Source organism: Qipengyuania sp. L-5Y, from assembly GCF_056859455.1.
Genome location: NZ_JBSXOM010000015.1, coordinates 1 through 15,943 on the forward strand (window position 1 = coordinate 1; position 15,943 = coordinate 15,943).

At 59.6% G+C, this 15,943-nt stretch carries 16 protein-coding genes and 1 tRNA gene; 12 read left to right on the forward strand and 5 right to left on the reverse strand.

Annotated elements, in window-relative coordinates:
- A partial coding sequence (locus AC13F2_RS00985; RefSeq protein ID WP_482970438.1) for an Arm DNA-binding domain-containing protein occupies window positions 1–152 on the reverse strand: 152 nt, incomplete at its 3' end.
- Between the two features lie 146 nt (window positions 153–298).
- Window positions 299–388, reverse strand: a tRNA-Ser gene (locus AC13F2_RS00990).
- A gap of 125 nt (window positions 389–513) precedes the next feature.
- Here AC13F2_RS00990 and AC13F2_RS00995 point away from each other — a divergent pair.
- From AC13F2_RS00995 to AC13F2_RS01035, 9 genes are read left to right on the forward strand one after another with little or no spacing between them, the layout of a single operon-like run.
- Window positions 514–1,536 carry a lytic murein transglycosylase gene (locus AC13F2_RS00995; RefSeq protein ID WP_482964028.1) on the forward strand — a complete coding sequence of 341 codons (1,023 nt, stop codon included), beginning with the start codon at window positions 514–516 and terminating at the stop codon, window positions 1,534–1,536.
- A complete protein-coding gene (locus AC13F2_RS01000; protein ID WP_482964027.1) occupies window positions 1,520–2,518 on the forward strand; it encodes an SPOR domain-containing protein in 999 nt (332 codons plus the stop codon). The genes AC13F2_RS00995 and AC13F2_RS01000 overlap by 17 nt, the downstream gene beginning before the upstream one ends.
- 34 nt (window positions 2,519–2,552) lie before the next feature.
- On the forward strand, window positions 2,553–3,713 hold the full coding sequence (locus tag AC13F2_RS01005) for a D-alanyl-D-alanine carboxypeptidase family protein (RefSeq protein WP_482964026.1): 1,161 nt from the start codon (window positions 2,553–2,555) through the stop codon (window positions 3,711–3,713).
- Window positions 3,710–4,348, forward strand: a complete 639-nt coding sequence (gene tmk, locus AC13F2_RS01010) for a dTMP kinase (RefSeq protein WP_482964025.1) — start codon at window positions 3,710–3,712, stop codon at window positions 4,346–4,348. Before AC13F2_RS01005 ends, tmk begins: the two co-directional genes overlap by 4 nt.
- Window positions 4,345–5,295, forward strand: a complete 951-nt coding sequence (locus tag AC13F2_RS01015; protein WP_482964024.1) for an AAA family ATPase — start codon at window positions 4,345–4,347, stop codon at window positions 5,293–5,295. Before tmk ends, AC13F2_RS01015 begins: the two co-directional genes overlap by 4 nt.
- On the forward strand, window positions 5,288–6,847 hold the full coding sequence (metG, locus tag AC13F2_RS01020; RefSeq protein WP_482964023.1) for a methionine--tRNA ligase: 1,560 nt from the start codon (window positions 5,288–5,290) through the stop codon (window positions 6,845–6,847). The genes AC13F2_RS01015 and metG overlap by 8 nt, the downstream gene beginning before the upstream one ends.
- Entirely contained in the window at window positions 6,847–7,623 is a 777-nt protein-coding gene (locus tag AC13F2_RS01025; protein ID WP_482964022.1) for a TatD family hydrolase, read from the forward strand. The genes metG and AC13F2_RS01025 overlap by 1 nt, the downstream gene beginning before the upstream one ends.
- Window positions 7,620–8,387, forward strand: coding sequence for an MBL fold metallo-hydrolase (locus tag AC13F2_RS01030; protein ID WP_196846169.1), 768 nt, complete (start codon window positions 7,620–7,622; stop codon window positions 8,385–8,387). The genes AC13F2_RS01025 and AC13F2_RS01030 overlap by 4 nt, the downstream gene beginning before the upstream one ends.
- Window positions 8,384–8,551, forward strand: coding sequence for a hypothetical protein (locus AC13F2_RS01035; protein WP_196846170.1), 168 nt, complete (start codon window positions 8,384–8,386; stop codon window positions 8,549–8,551). Before AC13F2_RS01030 ends, AC13F2_RS01035 begins: the two co-directional genes overlap by 4 nt.
- 123 nt (window positions 8,552–8,674) lie before the next feature.
- On the opposite strand, the gene AC13F2_RS01040 is transcribed toward AC13F2_RS01035, so the two are convergent.
- Both AC13F2_RS01040 and AC13F2_RS01045 read right to left on the reverse strand, forming a co-directional pair.
- Window positions 8,675–9,955, reverse strand: a complete 1,281-nt coding sequence (locus AC13F2_RS01040; protein WP_482964021.1) for a sigma-54-dependent transcriptional regulator — start codon at window positions 9,953–9,955, stop codon at window positions 8,675–8,677.
- Window positions 9,952–10,659, reverse strand: a complete 708-nt coding sequence (locus AC13F2_RS01045) for a sensor histidine kinase (RefSeq protein WP_482964020.1) — start codon at window positions 10,657–10,659, stop codon at window positions 9,952–9,954. Before AC13F2_RS01045 ends, AC13F2_RS01040 begins: the two co-directional genes overlap by 4 nt.
- A gap of 63 nt (window positions 10,660–10,722) precedes the next feature.
- On the opposite strand from AC13F2_RS01045, the gene AC13F2_RS01050 reads away from it, so the two are divergent.
- Complete coding sequence (locus AC13F2_RS01050; protein WP_482964019.1) at window positions 10,723–12,051, forward strand: alginate export family protein; 1,329 nt, start codon at window positions 10,723–10,725, stop codon at window positions 12,049–12,051.
- A gap of 43 nt (window positions 12,052–12,094) precedes the next feature.
- On the forward strand, window positions 12,095–13,396 hold the full coding sequence (locus AC13F2_RS01055) for an Nramp family divalent metal transporter (RefSeq protein ID WP_482964018.1): 1,302 nt from the start codon (window positions 12,095–12,097) through the stop codon (window positions 13,394–13,396).
- A 76-nt stretch (window positions 13,397–13,472) separates the two neighbouring features.
- Here the strand turns inward: AC13F2_RS01055 and AC13F2_RS01060 are convergent, their stop codons facing one another.
- Window positions 13,473–14,684 (reverse strand): bifunctional alpha/beta hydrolase/OsmC family protein, encoded by a 1,212-nt coding sequence (locus tag AC13F2_RS01060; RefSeq protein WP_482964017.1) that lies wholly within the window; start codon window positions 14,682–14,684, stop codon window positions 13,473–13,475.
- A gap of 359 nt (window positions 14,685–15,043) precedes the next feature.
- Between AC13F2_RS01060 and AC13F2_RS01065 the strand changes: the two genes are divergently transcribed.
- Complete coding sequence (locus AC13F2_RS01065) at window positions 15,044–15,898, forward strand: AAA family ATPase (protein WP_482964016.1); 855 nt, start codon at window positions 15,044–15,046, stop codon at window positions 15,896–15,898.
- Window positions 15,899–15,943: the final 45 nt, after the last annotated feature.

Genomic DNA, 15,943 nt, shown 5'->3' on the forward strand with positions numbered 1-15,943 from the left:
AGACCGAAATCGCGGCGATTGCCGTTTTTCTGCACCCGGACCATCCAGCTCTTCGTGCCGGAGGGCTTCACCACGAGGTAAAGCCCGTCGCCATCGCCTAATTTGCCGGGTCTCGAGGCGGCCTTTACCGCTGTTGCTGAAAGCTTACCCATGGCTTCAAATTCTCCCACATTTATTCCCACAAATCCAATCGGACACCGATGGATGAGCAAGGACAGTGTGGGACCCGAATCACCTGATAAGCCGCGCAAATGCTTGGCTTTTTCAGGTCATCGGCGGAAAATGAGGGAAAGGGTGGTGGCGGACAGGGTGGGATTCGAACCCACGAAGGGCTTGCACCCTTGCCGGTTTTCAAGACCGGTGCATTCAACCGCTCTGCCACCTGTCCGCGAGCCGAGGCTAGCTAGTCGTATCTTTTCGATTTGTCACGTGTTTGCGGGAACATCGATAGCGGGTTCTCCGTACACGACAGATGACACTTGCCGTTCAGCTTCACTCTGCGACAACCTCTCCATGATTTTTCAAAGATTTTTAGCCGCCCTCGGGGCGTTAGCACTCGCGATCCCAGGCTTGCCGGCGAATGCTCAGGACAATCTGAGTTTCGATGCCTACCTGCAGTTGCTCATTGCGCGCGCGCGGGCGGACGGGGTCAGCGAGGCTACGCTGCAACGAATGACGTCGGGTCTTCAGCCAAGCAGTCGTGTGATCGAACTCGATCAGAGCCAGCCTGGTTCGTCGAGTGGGTCCGGCTATCCTCCGCTCGCGCCTTACATCGCCACGCATGTCGATTCGGCACGGATTAGTGGTGGGCGCAGTGCCCGCGCGACCTGGTCTGGCCCTTTACGGGCGATCGAACGGCAATATGGGGTTCCGGCCGAAATTCTCGTCGCCATCTGGGGGCATGAAACAGCCTATGGCGCCGTGAAGGGTGGCTTCGACTTGTCGCAATCGCTGGCTACCCTCGCTTGGGAAGGTCGCCGCCGCGATCTGTTTGCGAGCGAATGGGTTGCGCTCATGAAAGTGGCTGACAAGGGCTACTCGCGTAACGAACTGAAAGGCAGCTGGGCAGGTGCCTTCGGCAATCCGCAATTCCTGCCATCGGTTTATCTGCGGCTCGCTACGGATGGCGATGGTGATGGCCGGGCAGATATCATGAACAACAGCGCTGATGCGCTGGCCTCTATCGCCAATTATTTCCGCGATGCCGGATGGCGCACCGGTCAACCCTGGGGTGTACGCGCCTCGGTTCCCTCTGGCTTCAACGTGAACGCCTACCGCAGCCCCATCGTCGCACCTGTCTGCTCGCGCGTGCACGAGCGCCATAGCGTTTACAAGCCGGTCCGCGAATGGCGCAGCCTCGGCATACAGCCACAACGCGCGATTGGTGATGATACGCTCGCGACGCTGTTCCAGCCTGACGGGCCGGGCACGCCGGCGTGGCTGCTGACTTCGAACTATCGGGTTATCCTCGAGTATAATTGCTCGAACTATTACGCGATGAGTGTGGGGCTGCTCGCTGATGAAATCGCCAATTAAGACTGCGCTTGCCGTAGTCACTGCATTGGCCGCGCTCGCCCCTGCCGGTGGCGCGAGCTATGCCAAGGTCCAGCCGGACGATACCTCCTCGTCTGTCAGGACCGGTCCGGCAGCGGATTACCCGGTGGTAATCGGCGAGTCTTATGTGATCGACGGCGTTACCTACACGCCGATCGACACGATGAATTACGATCAGGTCGGCTATGTGACCGAAGACGCCCCCAGCGCGTCGGGCATAACCGGAGCGCACCGCATCCTGCCGCTTCCCAGTTATGTCGAGGTGACATCGCTTGATAGCGGCCGAACAATCCTCGTTAGGCTTGAACGGCGCGGGCCGATGACCGGCGACGGCCTGGTGGCCCTGTCTGCACCCGCTTTAGCGCAGTTGGGCGTTGTCGCAGGAGCACCGATCCGCATGCGACGCGTAAATCCGCCCGAAGACCATCGGGCGGACCTTCGTGCCGGAAATGAAGCCCCCCTTCGCATGGACACGCCCGCTGGTCTGCTCGAGGTCCTGCGCCGACGCTTGCCGGAACAGGGCGCCGCGCCGCTTGGCGATCCGCGCCAGGCTATGGTCAGCGGCAAGGAACCTAACGACAGCATCGTGACGGCAATCGACCCGACAAGCGAAGCCGTCATGACATCAGAGCGGACTGAGCCGGAGGACGTCGAGCAGGCTGCAGTCGCCGCGCCCATGACGCCAGGTGTCGAATTGGCCGAAGCGGTTGAAGGCGCTGCTGAACCGGTCCAACCATCGAACCTGCCATCTGCGGAAGGTGGCTATGTCGTGCAACTCGGGGCTTTTGCCATCCGTACCAATGCCGAGAAGCTTGCGCGTGAGGTCGATGGCAGCATCGCTACCAGCGGTCGGTTCTCCTTGGTTCGCGTCGGGCCCTTCACAAGCCGTGGACAGGCGGAACAGGTGCTCGCCAAGCTGCGCGCGCGCGGTTATAGCGATGCTCTGATACATTCACTCGACTGACAGGCCGCGGCTCTCGCCCGGCACGGGAGCAAACTTGCGTAACCGCCTGATTTCGCTGGCTCTGCTGACGACGATTCTTATCGCAACACCTCTGGGTGCGCAGAACAAGGTGACTGCGCGGATTCCTGATGTGCAGGATGCGCCGATTGCCTATCTGCTCGATACGTCCAGCGGACAGGTACTGTACGAGCGCGACATTGATCGCCGCTTCATGCCCGCGTCCATCACCAAGGTGATGACCACGTTCCTGGCGTTCGAATGGATGGAAGAGGGCCGTCTGTTCCCTCAGCAAGTCTATGGTGTTCGACCGGACACGTTCCGCAAATGGAACCGCAAGGGTTCGACCATGTTTCTCCCCGCCGACGCTCGCGTGACGGTCGACGATCTCCTGCATGGCATCACCACCGTTTCGGCCAATGACGGAGCCGTCGTGCTGGCAGAAGGTGCGGCCGGATCGGTCGAGGACTGGGTCGCCGCGATGAATTCGAGGGCTCATGCGATCGGAATGTCGAATAGCTATTTCGGGACGCCCAATGGCTGGATGGACGGCGGAAAGACCTTTGTGACCGCCCGTGATCTCGGCACGCTGGCGCAAGCAATGGTCACCCGGCATCCCTCCAAATATCGGCATTTCGTGGGCGCGACGGGTCTGAAATACAACGGCATCGAACAGCGCAATCACGACCCCATCTCCGGCGTCGTTGAAGGGGCCGATGGTATCAAGACGGGCTTTACCAATCAGGCAGGGTACGGCTTTCTCGGCTCGGCGAAGCGGAACGGTCAGAGGCTTGTGATGGTCGTGGCGGCGAGTCCGACCGGCAGGGGCCGGAACAAGGCGGCGCGTGAATTCATCGAATGGGGTTTTCGCAATTTCGAAAGCCGCGTCCTGTTCAGCGAAGGGGAACGTGTGGCCAGCGCGCAGGTACAGGACGGCGGAGTATCCGAAGTCAGGCTGATCGCCCCGCGCGGCGTGCGCATATCCATTCCCCGTGGCAGCAATCCGGACGTTTCCCTGTCCTTGCGATACGAAGGGCCATTGCAAGCGCCTGTCGCCAAGGGGGAGGAGGTGGCCGAACTGGTCGTCTCGATAGCCGGCATGCCACAACACCGTGTGCCTTTGGTAGCAGGTGAGGAGGTCATCGAAGCGACTGCGCTCCAGCGTGTGTTCAATGCCTTCAAGGGTTGGGCAACGTGACCCGTGGCCGCTTCATCGCCTTCGAAGGCGGCGAGGGGATGGGCAAGTCGACCCAGGCCAGACTGCTCGCGGATTGGCTGCAGCGGGATGGAATCAAGGTCGAATTGACGCGCGAGCCCGGCGGCACTCCAGGGGCCGAAGCTATCCGCAATCTGCTGTTGTCTCCTCCGGGGGAGGGGTGGACGCCCGAGGCCGAAGCGCTGCTGTTCGCTGCCGCCCGCGCCGATCACGTCGCGCGCAGGATCCGGCCGGCGCTCGAGGCGGGATCCTGGGTTGTGTGTGATCGCTTTATCGATTCGAGCCGTGCCTATCAGGCGATCGCGGGTGGATTGGGCGACGATAAAGTCAGCCACCTTCACCGGATCGGTAGCGCCGGGCTGCTTCCCGATCTGACGCTCCTGATCGACGCGCCGAATGATGCGGTCGCCGCGCGCCTGGCCAAGCGTGATGGCGGCGCGAGCGACGCCATTGGCGGGCGAGCCGCAGATTACCACGCGGCGGTGAACGCCGCGTTTCGCGATTTCGCCAATACCGAACCGGACCGGTTTGCCGTCATCGATGGTTCCGGATCGATCGAAGAGGTTCATCAGCAGGTTGTCGCTGCCATTTCGCAGCGGTTCGAGGTTACGGCATGACCCTGCTCGGCCATGAAGCAGCTTGGCGCGAATGGCACAAGGCCATGGCCGGGGACAGAATGCATCATGCATGGCTGCTCGCCGGTCGGCGCGGCGTCGGCAAGGCTACATTCGCGCTTGCCGCTGCTCGCGAACTGGTCGGGGCCGATGGACAGGCAGTCCAGCATCCCGATATTCACGTCCTCTCCTTCGCGCCGAAGGACGACAAGGAAGAGCGTAAACGCGCCGAAGGAAAGTCCTTCGAACTGGCTCGCTCAATTCGGATTTCCCAAGTCCGCGCCATGCAAAACCGGCTGAGCACGCGGCCGACTATGGGCGAAAAGCGGGCGATCATTATCGACCCGGCGGACGATCTCGAGCGAAACGCAGCGAACGCTCTGCTGAAGAGCCTGGAGGAGCCGCCCGTTGGCACGTACTTCCTCCTCGTTGCGCATAGTCCTGCCCGGCTATTGCCCACGATCCGTTCGCGCTGCCGCGTCCTTCGCTTCCCGACCGTCAGCGATAACGAGATGGACCGACTGCTGACCCAGTTGTCCCCAGGCGCTGACGATGCCACCCGGTCTGCAGCGATTGCCGCGGCAGCAGGGTCGCCCGGTGCCGCTCTCGAATTCGTCGATATGGAACTCGGCAAAGTCGCCCAGGAAATGCGCGCTATTCTGGATCGGGGTGACCCTGATTTTCGAATGCGCGGGACACTGGCTGGCCTGATCGGCGGACGCCCCGATCGCAACCGCATCCGCGCCGTGCTGGAACTTGCGAGATCGGTGGTGGGTCAGAGGCTTGAGAACAATCTGTCCGACCCGCGCCGGATAATCGACACGCACAGTGAACTGGTCCGCCTCACCGGCGAACAACCGACCTATAATTTCGACGCCGGATTGCTCGCAATGGAAATCGGTACCTTGCTCGCCAACGCTGCCACCGCTAGCGAGCGAGCCGATGGCTGAACCGTATTACCTTACCACCGCAATCCACTATCCCAATGGCAAGCCGCATATCGGCCATGCTTATGAGACGATTGCAGCAGATGTTGTCGCCCGTTTCCAACGTTTGCGCGGACGCGACGTCCGTTTTCAAACCGGAACAGACGAGCACGGCCTGAAAATGGCGCAGAAAGCTCGCGATCTGGGCCAGAGTCCGCGTGAGCTAGCTGATGAAATGTCCGGGTATTTCAAGGAATTGTTCGATGTTCTGAACATATCCTATGATCGCTTCATTCGAACAACCGATGATGATCATCATCGCGCCAGCCGGGCAATTTGGCGGGCGATGGAAGCCAAAGGCGATCTCTACCTCGACCGCTACGAAGGATGGTATTCCGTTCGTGACGAGGCTTACTACGACGAAAAGGAACTCGTCGAAGGGGAGGGGGGCGAAAAGCTATCCCCGCAGGGAACACCTGTCGAATGGACGGAGGAAGAGACATGGTTCTTCCGTTTGTCCAAATATGCCGAACCGCTTCTGGACGTGCTGAACGCGCCAGGCTTCATCGAGCCGGCGAGTCGCCGTAACGAAATGGTCGCTTTCGTCGAGCGCGGATTGCAGGATTTGTCCGTCAGCCGGACCAGCTTCGATTGGGGGGTAAAGGTTCCCGATAATGACGGCCACGTGATGTACGTCTGGGTGGATGCTCTGACGAACTACATCACGGGCCTCGGTTATCCGGATGGTGGCGAGTTATGGGACAAGTTCTGGCCTGCCGATCTGCACTTGATCGGCAAGGACATCGTTCGTTTCCACACGATCTACTGGCCGGCTTTTCTGATGAGCGCGGATCTGCCGCTGCCGAAGAAGGTGTTTGGCCATGGCTTCCTGCTCAACCGGGGTGTGAAGGAATCGAAGTCGCTCGGGAATGTCACCGACCCGATGGAACTTGCCGAAACATTCGGCGTCGATGCGCTGCGCTACTTCCTTCTGGCAGAGGTAACCTTCGGCCAGGACGGCAGCTATTCGGCAGAAGCTCTTGTAAACAAGGTGAATGCTGAACTCGCCAACAGCTTCGGCAATCTCGCACAGCGTACATTGTCGATGATCGCCAAGAATATGGATGGTAAGCTGGAGCAGTTCGAAACGCAGCCCGCCGATGATGAGCTTCTGGCAAAGGTCACTGACGCGTGCGCAACCGAACTGCCGCGAGAGTTCGAGAAGCTGAACTTCTCCGTTGGGATCGAAGCATGGCTCAGGGCCGTTTATGCCTGTAATGCCTATGTCGATGAACAGGCGCCCTGGGCGCTCAAGAAAACTGACCCCGACCGGATGAAGGCGGTACTGCAGACCTTGTTTATTGCTATCCGCGATCTCGCTATTGCGATCCAACCGGTCGTACCGGAAAAAGCAGCTGCGGTGCTTGATCAACTCGGCATTTCAACCGATCGCCGTAGTTACGCCGATCTTTCGGACCAGAGCTGGTTTGGCGAATTGGTAACCGCCGAGCACGCGATCGACAAACCTACCCCTATCTTTCCGCGCCTGGAACTTCCCACCGAAGAGGCTGCGTGATGCTGGTCGATAGCCATTGTCACCTGGAATATGAGGGGCTGGTCGACGAACAGGAAGCCGTGCTCGATCGTGCGCGCGGACTTGGGGTTCGGGCCTTTCTCAATATTTCGACGAAACAAGCCGAATGGGCGCAGGTCGTCGGCACGGCGCAGAAAACGGCGGATGTTTACGCCAGTGTCGGCATTCACCCGCATCATGCGGATGAGCATTCAGAGCTCGAAAGGGCTGACCTCCTGGCTGCGGCGAGGGGTGGGAAGGTCATCGGTATCGGCGAAACCGGTCTCGACTATTACTATGATCATTCCGACCGCGAGGCGCAGAAGCACCTGTTTCGCCTTCACATCGATGTCGCGCGTGAGCTGCAACTTCCTGTAATCATTCACACGCGTGATGCAGAGGATGACACTCTTGCCATCCTCAAGGATGAAATGGGGGAGGGGGCCTTTCCGGCCCTCATTCATTGCTTCACTGCATCGGCCGACTTTGGTCAGCAGGTACTCGATCTTGGGCTGTCCATTTCCATATCGGGCATCGTTACGTTCAAGAATGCTCGCGACCTGCAGGAATTTGCCAAAGCCATTCCTCAAGACCGTCTACTGGTCGAAACCGACAGCCCGTTCCTTGCTCCGGTTCCTCACCGTGGCAAGACATGTGAACCCGGTTTCGTGCATGATACGGCAAAATTCCTGGCGGACCTTCGCGGCGAAAGTCTCGACAGCCTGGCTGAATACACGACCCGGAATTTTTATGCGCTCTTCAGCAAGGCGGTACCGTGAAGCTCCTTATGCTCGGTTCGGGTACCTCCACGGGGGTGCCCCGTATCGGTAACGACTGGGGCGAATGCGATCCGAACGAACCGCGCAATCGCCGTACCCGCGTGTCGATCATCGTTGAGAATGATGCTGGACAGCGGATCCTCGTCGACACATCGACGGATCTGCGGGCTCAACTACTGGCAAATGACATCGAAAAGGTGGACGCCGTCTTCTGGACGCATGATCACGCCGATCATTGCCACGGAATCGATGATCTTCGCGTCATGCGTTACGATCGAAGCAATCCCTTACCAGGCTTCGCCAACACTGGAACGTGCGAGCGGCTGCGTCGGCGGTTCGACTATATATTCGAGGGCCAGTTCGGATATCCCACGCTGATTGGACTTAAAAATGTCAAAGATGCTCAGTTGGTTGCGGGATTTTCCTTTCAGTTCGTCGAGATGCCGCACGGGCCGGTAACAAGCACCGGATTTCGCTTTGAAGCAGATGGCAAATCTCTCGTCTATGCGACGGATTTCAGCGAAATCACCCCGCAAATGATCAAGTGCTTCAAAGGACCTGATCTTCTCGTCGTAGACTGCCTGCGCCGCCGTCCTCATCCGACTCATGCGCATCTCGAGATGGCCATCGATCTCGCGCGCAAGATCAAGGCTCGGAAGACTGTCCTCACTCATATGGACAAGAGCATGGACTATCGAACGTTGTGCGATGAAGTGCCCAAAGACGTCGTGGTCGGCTTCGATGGACTGGGCCTTGAAGTATGAACGAGTATCAGATCGTGTCGCTGATTTCGTTGACTGGCTTTCTGATACTGGTCGCATCGGCATTTCGCTCGCACGACGTGAACTGGAAGAAAGGTCTTTATATGGCCGGTGCATGGGCGGGTATATTCGCCATCGTCATTTTATTCGTCGACATCGTGCGCTAACCCGACCCGCACTCAATTTAACATAATATATATTATCAATCTTGGATTTCTGTCGGTCCGTCCAGGATCGGACACCCCCGCGCAAACACCACCAAATGAAATCCTCGCAAGCGATCGTCTGATTCAGTCGCCACGGAACTGCGCTGGATCGATGCCGAGCTTGTTCGCCTTGTAATAAAACGTCTTGCGCGGAATGCCGAGGCGCTCGATCGTTTTGGCGACGCTGCCGCCTGACGCGGCCAGCGTGGCGATGATCTGGTTGCGCTCGAAAGCCTCGAGCCGCTCCGGCAATGTTTGCGTTTGCTCTCCAACGCCAAAACTTGTTTCCAGCCCAAGGATCATGCGTTCGGCCAGATTTTCGAGCTCGCGGACGTTGCCGGGCCATCGATGGCCCGCCGCCCAATCCAACGTGGACCGATCGGGCTGGATCGGATCACGCCCATGTTTTTGGGCCGCCTCTCCCAGAAAATGGGTAAGCAGCAACGGAATGTCTTCTCGACGCTTGCGCAACGGCGGCAGCGTTATTCGCATGCTGGATACGCGATAGAGCAAGGCGGGATCGATCTTGGCGAGATCGTCACGGTGAGCCACCGTTGTGATTACCCGGCAGGCCACGCTGAGCGCCTGATCCCGATCGAGAGTGCCGAGCTGGCGCGTCTCCGCAAATTCCGCGAGGCGAGACTGCAGCAGCGGCCCGGCACGATGTAGGTCATCGATGAAGAGCGTGCCACCTTGCGCATCGGCAATGGGGCCATCGGGTGCGAACAACCGATCCTGCGCCATCGCTTCCGTTATACCTGCACAGGGCAGCACAACGAACCGCCGCGAATTTCGGGAATCATGGTGCAGCACACGTGCCGCAAGTTCCTTTCCCGTTCCGCTTTCCCCTTCGATCAGCAGATCGATCGGCGTCGGGGCCAGCGCCGCCAGCGTCTGGCGCACTTGTTCGATAGCGGCGGAATGCCCGATGATCGGGGATGTCTGCGCCCCCTTCCCCGCCATGGCCTTAAGCTGGCGGTTTTCCAAGACCAGTCGCCGCTTGTCCGCCGCGCGCGATACGGCCCCTTCAAGCTCGTGCGGGTCGAAGGGTTTGGTCAGGAAATCCCAAGCCCCTGATTTCAGGGCGTCTACCGCCATCGCAACATCGCCATGACCGGTCAGCAGGATCACTGGGAGTTCGGGATCCATGCCGCACACTGCCTCGAGCAGCTCGATCCCGTCCACTCCCGGCATACGGATGTCACTGACGATTGGTCCGGCGAATTCGCGACTTAGCGCTCGCAACGCTTCGGCGCCGTCGCGCGCTTCGCTGACCTCATATCCGGCGAGTGTCAGCATCTGGCTTAATGATGCGCGCAGATCCGCATCATCGTCAACGACCATCACCGGTCCGCGAGACGTCACGGCACTTCTCCTGTCGGGCGCAAGGTAAGCTCGAACGACGCGCCCTTCCCGCCGTTGGCGACATGACGAAGATCTCCGCCCATATCTCGTGCGATGTCACGGGCGATCACCAGGCCAAGCCCCAGCCCGCCCTCACGCTCGGTGGAAAACGGAGTGAACAGTCGCGCAATCATCGCTTTCGACAGACCGGGGCCATTGTCGGCAACGTTCATGACAATCATTCCGTTTTCTTTTCGTACACTTATGGTGACCTTTGCATCCGGCACATCAACCAGCGCCTCGGCCGAATTCTGCAGCAGATTGACCAGGATTTGCTCCAGTTGAACCCGGCCGGCGCGGACCGTCAGTGTCTCCATTTCGGGTGCCAGATCGAGCTCGATCGGCCGCAACCGCTCTTTGAGAATGAGTTGCGCCCCTGCCATGGCGTCGCTCAATCGTACATCTTCAAGCTTGTCGGTCCGTTTTCGGGAGAAATTGCGAAGCTCTGCTGTGATTTTTCCGATCCTGTCTGCCAGACGTGAAATGGCGACGAAGTTCTCGGACACACCTGCGCTGTCTCCCCTTTCCGACAGCGTCACGCCATTGGCGGCATAGGTCCGGATCGCGGCTACCGGCTGTGCGGTTTCATGGGCGACCCCGGCCGTAACCTGTCCCAGCGTGGCGAGGCGGTTTGCCTGACGCAGGCCGCGGGCGATGTAGGCCAAGGCCAGGACGAGATACCCACAACCGATCCCTACCCACGCGAAGCAATCGGCGAAGGTCAGGTCGTGGGTCGCCTCGCCTCGACCCGCTGGACCGAGGATTGGCGCGCCATGGCCGACCAGGCAAAACGCGACGATTTCCTGGATCGACTTAAATTCCTGCCCATTTCGGACGACGGCGAAGTCTATCTGACCCTCTCGGGTGAAATTCGCGTCCGTAGCGATTTCCTCACCAACACCGGCTTGGTCGAACGCCCTACCGAACGGCGTGACCGGCTCCGGGTGATAGGCGGCGCGGACCTGCATTTAGGGCCGAATGTCCGGCTCTTCGCCGAGATCGCCCATGGGGGGCTCGACGGTCGCAATCTCACAACCCAGCAGACCAACTTCAAGAACGACCTCGTCGTTCAGCAAGCCTTCGCGGAAGTCAGCGGTGATATCGCAGGGCTCGAGGCTGGTGCGCGCTACGGCCGCCAGGAATTTCTCGATGGGTCCGCGTTGTTGATCGGATCACGCGATTTCAACACTATCCGCTTCGTCGTCAACGGCCTGCGGACATGGGTTCGCGGCTCCCGCGTTCGCGCAGGGCTGTTCGATTTCGAGTTCACCGAACTCGGCGCGAGTGGCACCAGCGACGATCGCAGCGACGACGATACCCGCTTCAGCGGTGTAAATCTCGGTTTCGTCTTGCCGACCGATATGTTCGGGGGATCGAAATTGTACTTCGATCCCTTCGTCTGGCGGTTGAGGCAGAACGATCTCACGTGGGGGCCACAAATTGCCGATGATCGGCGCCTGTATACGGGCGCACGTCTGTGGGGCAGCGCGGGTCCGATCACGGTGGATTGGAACGCGAACTACCAGTCCGGATCATTTGGCGATCGCGACATTTCCGCCTGGCAGGTATTCCTGTCGCAGACCTATCGTCTGGGCGAAGATCGCACCGCGCCTTCGGTCGGTCTGCGCTTCGATTATGGCAGCGGGGGCAACGGCACCAGCGGCACGGGCACATTGCGCACGGCCACCACGCCCTATGGCATCAATGCGCCGTTCGGCTATCAGATCACCATGACGCCGACCAATTTGCTGGCGGTCACGCCCGGTTTCAATTTCCAGGCCTTCAAGAACTTTTCGGTCAATCTCGAATACCAGCTCAGCTATCGTCCGGAAGAAACCGACGCAGTCTATCGCCCCATCAACCGCCCTTACATAGGCACCGATCAGGTGTCCGGGCATAAGGTGGCTGACATGATCCGTATGCAGACCCGGTGGAATATCACGCCGCGCCTCTTCATGGGTACACGCACCGAGTACACCGTCGCGCGAAACGTCCTGACCCGCGCGGGCTATGCCGACAGCTTTTTTGCGACAGCATGGCTGAGCTACCGCTTCTGATTTTGTTCCACCATAAGGGCCGCCAAGGTCACAGGGGAGAGACATGAATACTGAAACCGGCGTAACTGCGCAGACTGGCCCATCGGCCGCCAGCTCCGAGGGACCCGATGCGCATTCCGCTCCGCCCACCCGCGGGCAGATGTGGCGCCATCTTGGGCCTGGCATCGTGGTCGCCGCGACCGGTGTCGGTGCAGGCGACCTCGTCGCCACCCTGATCGCCGGTTCCCGCTTTGGCTATGCCCTGCTGTGGGCGGCGGTCGTCGGCTGCATCGTCAAGATCGCCCTTTCCGAAGGGTCGGCGCGCTATCACCTTGCCACTGGGTCCACGATCCTGGCGGGCTGGCGCTCCCTGGGCAAATGGACGAGCTGGTATTTCGGCGTTTACGTCATCATCTGGGGCTTCATCTACGGGGCCACTGCCATGAGCGCGACCGCCCTTCCCCTGACAGCCCTGTTCCCGGAACTGCCCCTGCGAGCCTGGGCGATCATCGCCGGTATCTTCGGCTTCGTCTTCGTATGGTTCAACAGGTACGAAACCTTCGAAATCGTCATGAAGATATTGGTTGGCCTCATGTTCATCATCATGGTCGGCCTCGCTTTCCTGGTGGCGCCCAGCCTTCCCGACATGGCACGCGGGATGACGTTCGAACTTCCCGAAGGATCGCTGTTCTATACGCTGGGCCTGATCGGCGGCGTGGGTGGGACCATCACCACCGCAGCCTATGGTTACTGGACGCAGGCCAAGGGCTGGCGCGGCATGCCGTGGTTCCCGATGATGCGGGTGGATAATGCGCTGGCCTATATCGTTACCGGCATTTTCGTCATCGCCATGCTGATCGTGGGCGCGGAACTGCTTTATTCTGCAGGTATTGCGCTTGAAGACAGCGACAAGGGCCTGCTGGGCCTGTCCGGTGTGCTCGAAGAACGCTTCGGCGCGACCATCGCGACCTTGTTCCTGGTGGGCTTTGCGGCGACTTCCCTCTCATCGCTCTTGGGTGTCTGGCAGGGCATGAGCCTGTTCTTCTCCGACTGGTGGTACCAGTTACGCGGCGCGAGCGAAGGCGGCCATGAAGGCAGTGGTGCCTACAAGTTCTATCTCGCCTGGCTGACATTCCCGCCCATGATCCTGCTGTTTGCAGACCGGCCGTTCCTGCTGGTCATCATCTACGGGGCGTTCGGCGCGCTGTTCATGCCGTTCCTGGCCGTTACGCTGCTGATGCTCAACAATTCCGAACGGGTGCCAGCCCATGCCCGGAATGGTGTGGTCGCGAACTTGACGCTCGCGGGCTCTGCAATCCTGTTCGTGGTGCTTGCCGTCCAGCAGGTCGCGCGCCTGCTCAGTTAACAGGCTACGAAAGATGCCTGGCGACGCTTCTGCGCAAAGCGTGAAGCCTGTCGCCGGGTATCAATTTTCCGCAATTCTAAAGCGGATCGGTGTGGATGTGCAGTTCGCCTTCAAGTGTGCGGTGAACCGGGCACTTGTCCGCCATTTCCATAATTCGCGCTTTCTGGTCGTCGTCCAGTTCATCGCCGTGGATTGCGATCCGGCGATTGAGCGCCTGGATCTTGGTTCCGTCTTCCATCGCCTTGGCATGCACGCATTCGTGATTGTTCTCATGCGTCACCTGCACAGTCACACCGCCTAACGGCCAGCCTTTCCGGTCCGCATACATTTTCATCGTCATGGCCGTGCAGGTCCCCAGCGCCGCGGTCAAAAGATCGTAGGGCGTGGGACCGCTATCGTCACCGCCATAGTCGGCCGGCTCGTCGGCTACGAAGCGGTGGGTGGCCGTGTGTACTTCCGTTCCGAATTTGCCATGGCCCGTCTTAACGACCACGCCTTCCTCCGGCATCGGCCAATCGTCCCTTACAGGGATATAGCGGCTCGCCCATGCGGCGATGACATAGGCTGCGAACGCGGCGTCCTTGTCGTCCAGCAAGAGGTGATCGGCGTGATCCAGGCTGACGAAGCTCTTCGGATGCCTCGCTGCACTAAATAGCGCGGTGGCGTTCTCTATCCCCACCAGTTCGTCGGTGGGCGAATGGAGGAACAGCAGCGGCCGCTTCAACTTGCTGACTTGGGAAAGCAGATCGACATCCTCTACCCGCTCGATGAATTCGCGGCTGAGTGTGAAGGAATGCCCGCCGATTGTGACCGTGCCCTCCCCCTCCTTTCGTATGGCGTCGATATCGCCGTCGATGCGCTGAAGGACATGCGGCACGTCGCTGGGGGCGCTGATCGTGGCGATGGCAGCGATTCTGTCGAAACCGATATCATCCGCCGCCGCCAGAACCGCTGCGCCGCCCAGACTGTGTCCCACAAGCAGGATCGGCTGTGCGAAGCGCTCGAGCAAATGCTCTGCCGCAGCAACCAGGTCTGCGATATCCGTGGCGAAGCCCGCATGCCCGAAATCCCCCTCGCTGCCACCAAGCCCGGTAAAGTCGAACCGCAGGCAGGCGATGCCCTGCTTCGCCAGGGCACGGGAAACATGTACCGCCGCCCTGCTCTGCCGGGTGCAGGTAAAGCAATGAGCGAACAGCGCAGCACCACGCACCAGACCCGTCGGTAATTCGAGCGAACCCTCCAGATTATAGCCCGCATTGGTCGCAATGGTGATGGTTTCGGTCGGCATGGGGTCTCCTCGCGGCCTGACGGATGATCTGATCTTCGATAGTAGGGACGAAGGCTCGGCAAAGATACCGCCGGGGTGTCGCCCTCTTTCGCCATCGTCACGCGACTGGACATTTTCCTACAACGGGGAATTCGTGCATGTCGCTACATCGACCGGCAGTCGGGATGGTTGCTGCCGGCGATAACTAAGGTGACATTGAGTTTGATCAATTTCCCCCTATGCATCTGTTTTTACAGAGTAATAGAAGGATATGGAGTTTTTAATCCACCCCCGGTCGCTGTCACGCTTGGGTTCGAGATGCCCCTTGCCCTTCACTTCTGTGGCCCCTAACGCTTACGTAAAGTTGCAAGGGAAAACCGATGACCGAACCGAGCCGTTTCGAAGGTACGAAGTCCTATATCGCCACCGAAGATCTCAAGGTGGCGGTCAACGCCGCGGTAACGCTGCGCCGCCCGCTTCTGGTCAAGGGCGAACCGGGTACCGGCAAGACGGTCCTCGCGCATGAAATCGCCAAGGCCATCGATGCGCCCCTGATCGAATGGAACGTGAAATCGACCACCAAGGCGCAGCAGGGCCTGTATGAATATGACGCCGTTGCCCGTCTGCGCGATGGCCAGCTCGGTGACAAGCGCGTTCACGACATCGCCAACTACATCAAGAAGGGAAAGCTGTGGGAAGCCTTCACCTCACCGCAGCTGCCCGTCCTGCTGATCGACGAAATCGACAAGGCCGATATCGAATTTCCGAACGATCTTCTGCAGGAACTCGATCGCATGAGCTTCGACGTGTACGAAACGCACGAGCGGATCGAAGCGAAAGAACGCCCGATCGTGGTGATTACCTCGAACAATGAAAAGGAACTGCCCGACGCATTCCTGCGCCGCTGCTTCTTCCATTACATCAAGTTCCCCGATCACGACACTATGCGCGACATCATCGAAGTTCACTTCCCGGGCATTCAGAAATCTCTCGTCACCAAGGCCATGGAAATCTTCTACGAAATCCGTGACGTGCCCGGCCTGAAGAAGAAGCCCTCGACCAGCGAATTGATCGACTGGCTCAAGCTGCTCCTCAACGAAGATATGCCGCTGGACGTGCTGCAGGATGCCAATCCCAACGCCGCGATCCCGCCGTTGCACGGCGCCCTGCTCAAGAACGAACAGGACGTTATGATGTTCGAACGCCTCGCGTTCATGGCCCGGCGCCAGCAATAATTCGGTGTGCGATGGGGCTGACGTTTGCAGTCCCGTCGCCCTTCC

Excerpts from the sequence above, each read along its gene's own strand:
- AC13F2_RS00995 (WP_482964028.1), top strand. The coding sequence starts at position 514 with ATGATTTTTCAAAGATTTTTAGCCGCCCTCGGGGCGTTAGCACTCGCG.
- AC13F2_RS01000 (WP_482964027.1), top strand. The coding sequence starts at position 1,520 with ATGAAATCGCCAATTAAGACTGCGCTTGCCGTAGTCACTGCATTGGCC.
- AC13F2_RS01015 (WP_482964024.1), top strand. The coding sequence starts at position 4,345 with ATGACCCTGCTCGGCCATGAAGCAGCTTGGCGCGAATGGCACAAGGCC.
- metG (WP_482964023.1), top strand. The coding sequence starts at position 5,288 with ATGGCTGAACCGTATTACCTTACCACCGCAATCCACTATCCCAATGGC.
- AC13F2_RS01025 (WP_482964022.1), top strand. The coding sequence starts at position 6,847 with ATGCTGGTCGATAGCCATTGTCACCTGGAATATGAGGGGCTGGTCGAC.
- AC13F2_RS01035 (WP_196846170.1), top strand. The coding sequence starts at position 8,384 with ATGAACGAGTATCAGATCGTGTCGCTGATTTCGTTGACTGGCTTTCTG.
- AC13F2_RS01055 (WP_482964018.1), top strand. The coding sequence starts at position 12,095 with ATGAATACTGAAACCGGCGTAACTGCGCAGACTGGCCCATCGGCCGCC.
- AC13F2_RS01060 (WP_482964017.1), bottom strand. The coding sequence starts at position 14,684 with ATGCCGACCGAAACCATCACCATTGCGACCAATGCGGGCTATAATCTG.
- AC13F2_RS01065 (WP_482964016.1), top strand. The coding sequence starts at position 15,044 with ATGACCGAACCGAGCCGTTTCGAAGGTACGAAGTCCTATATCGCCACC.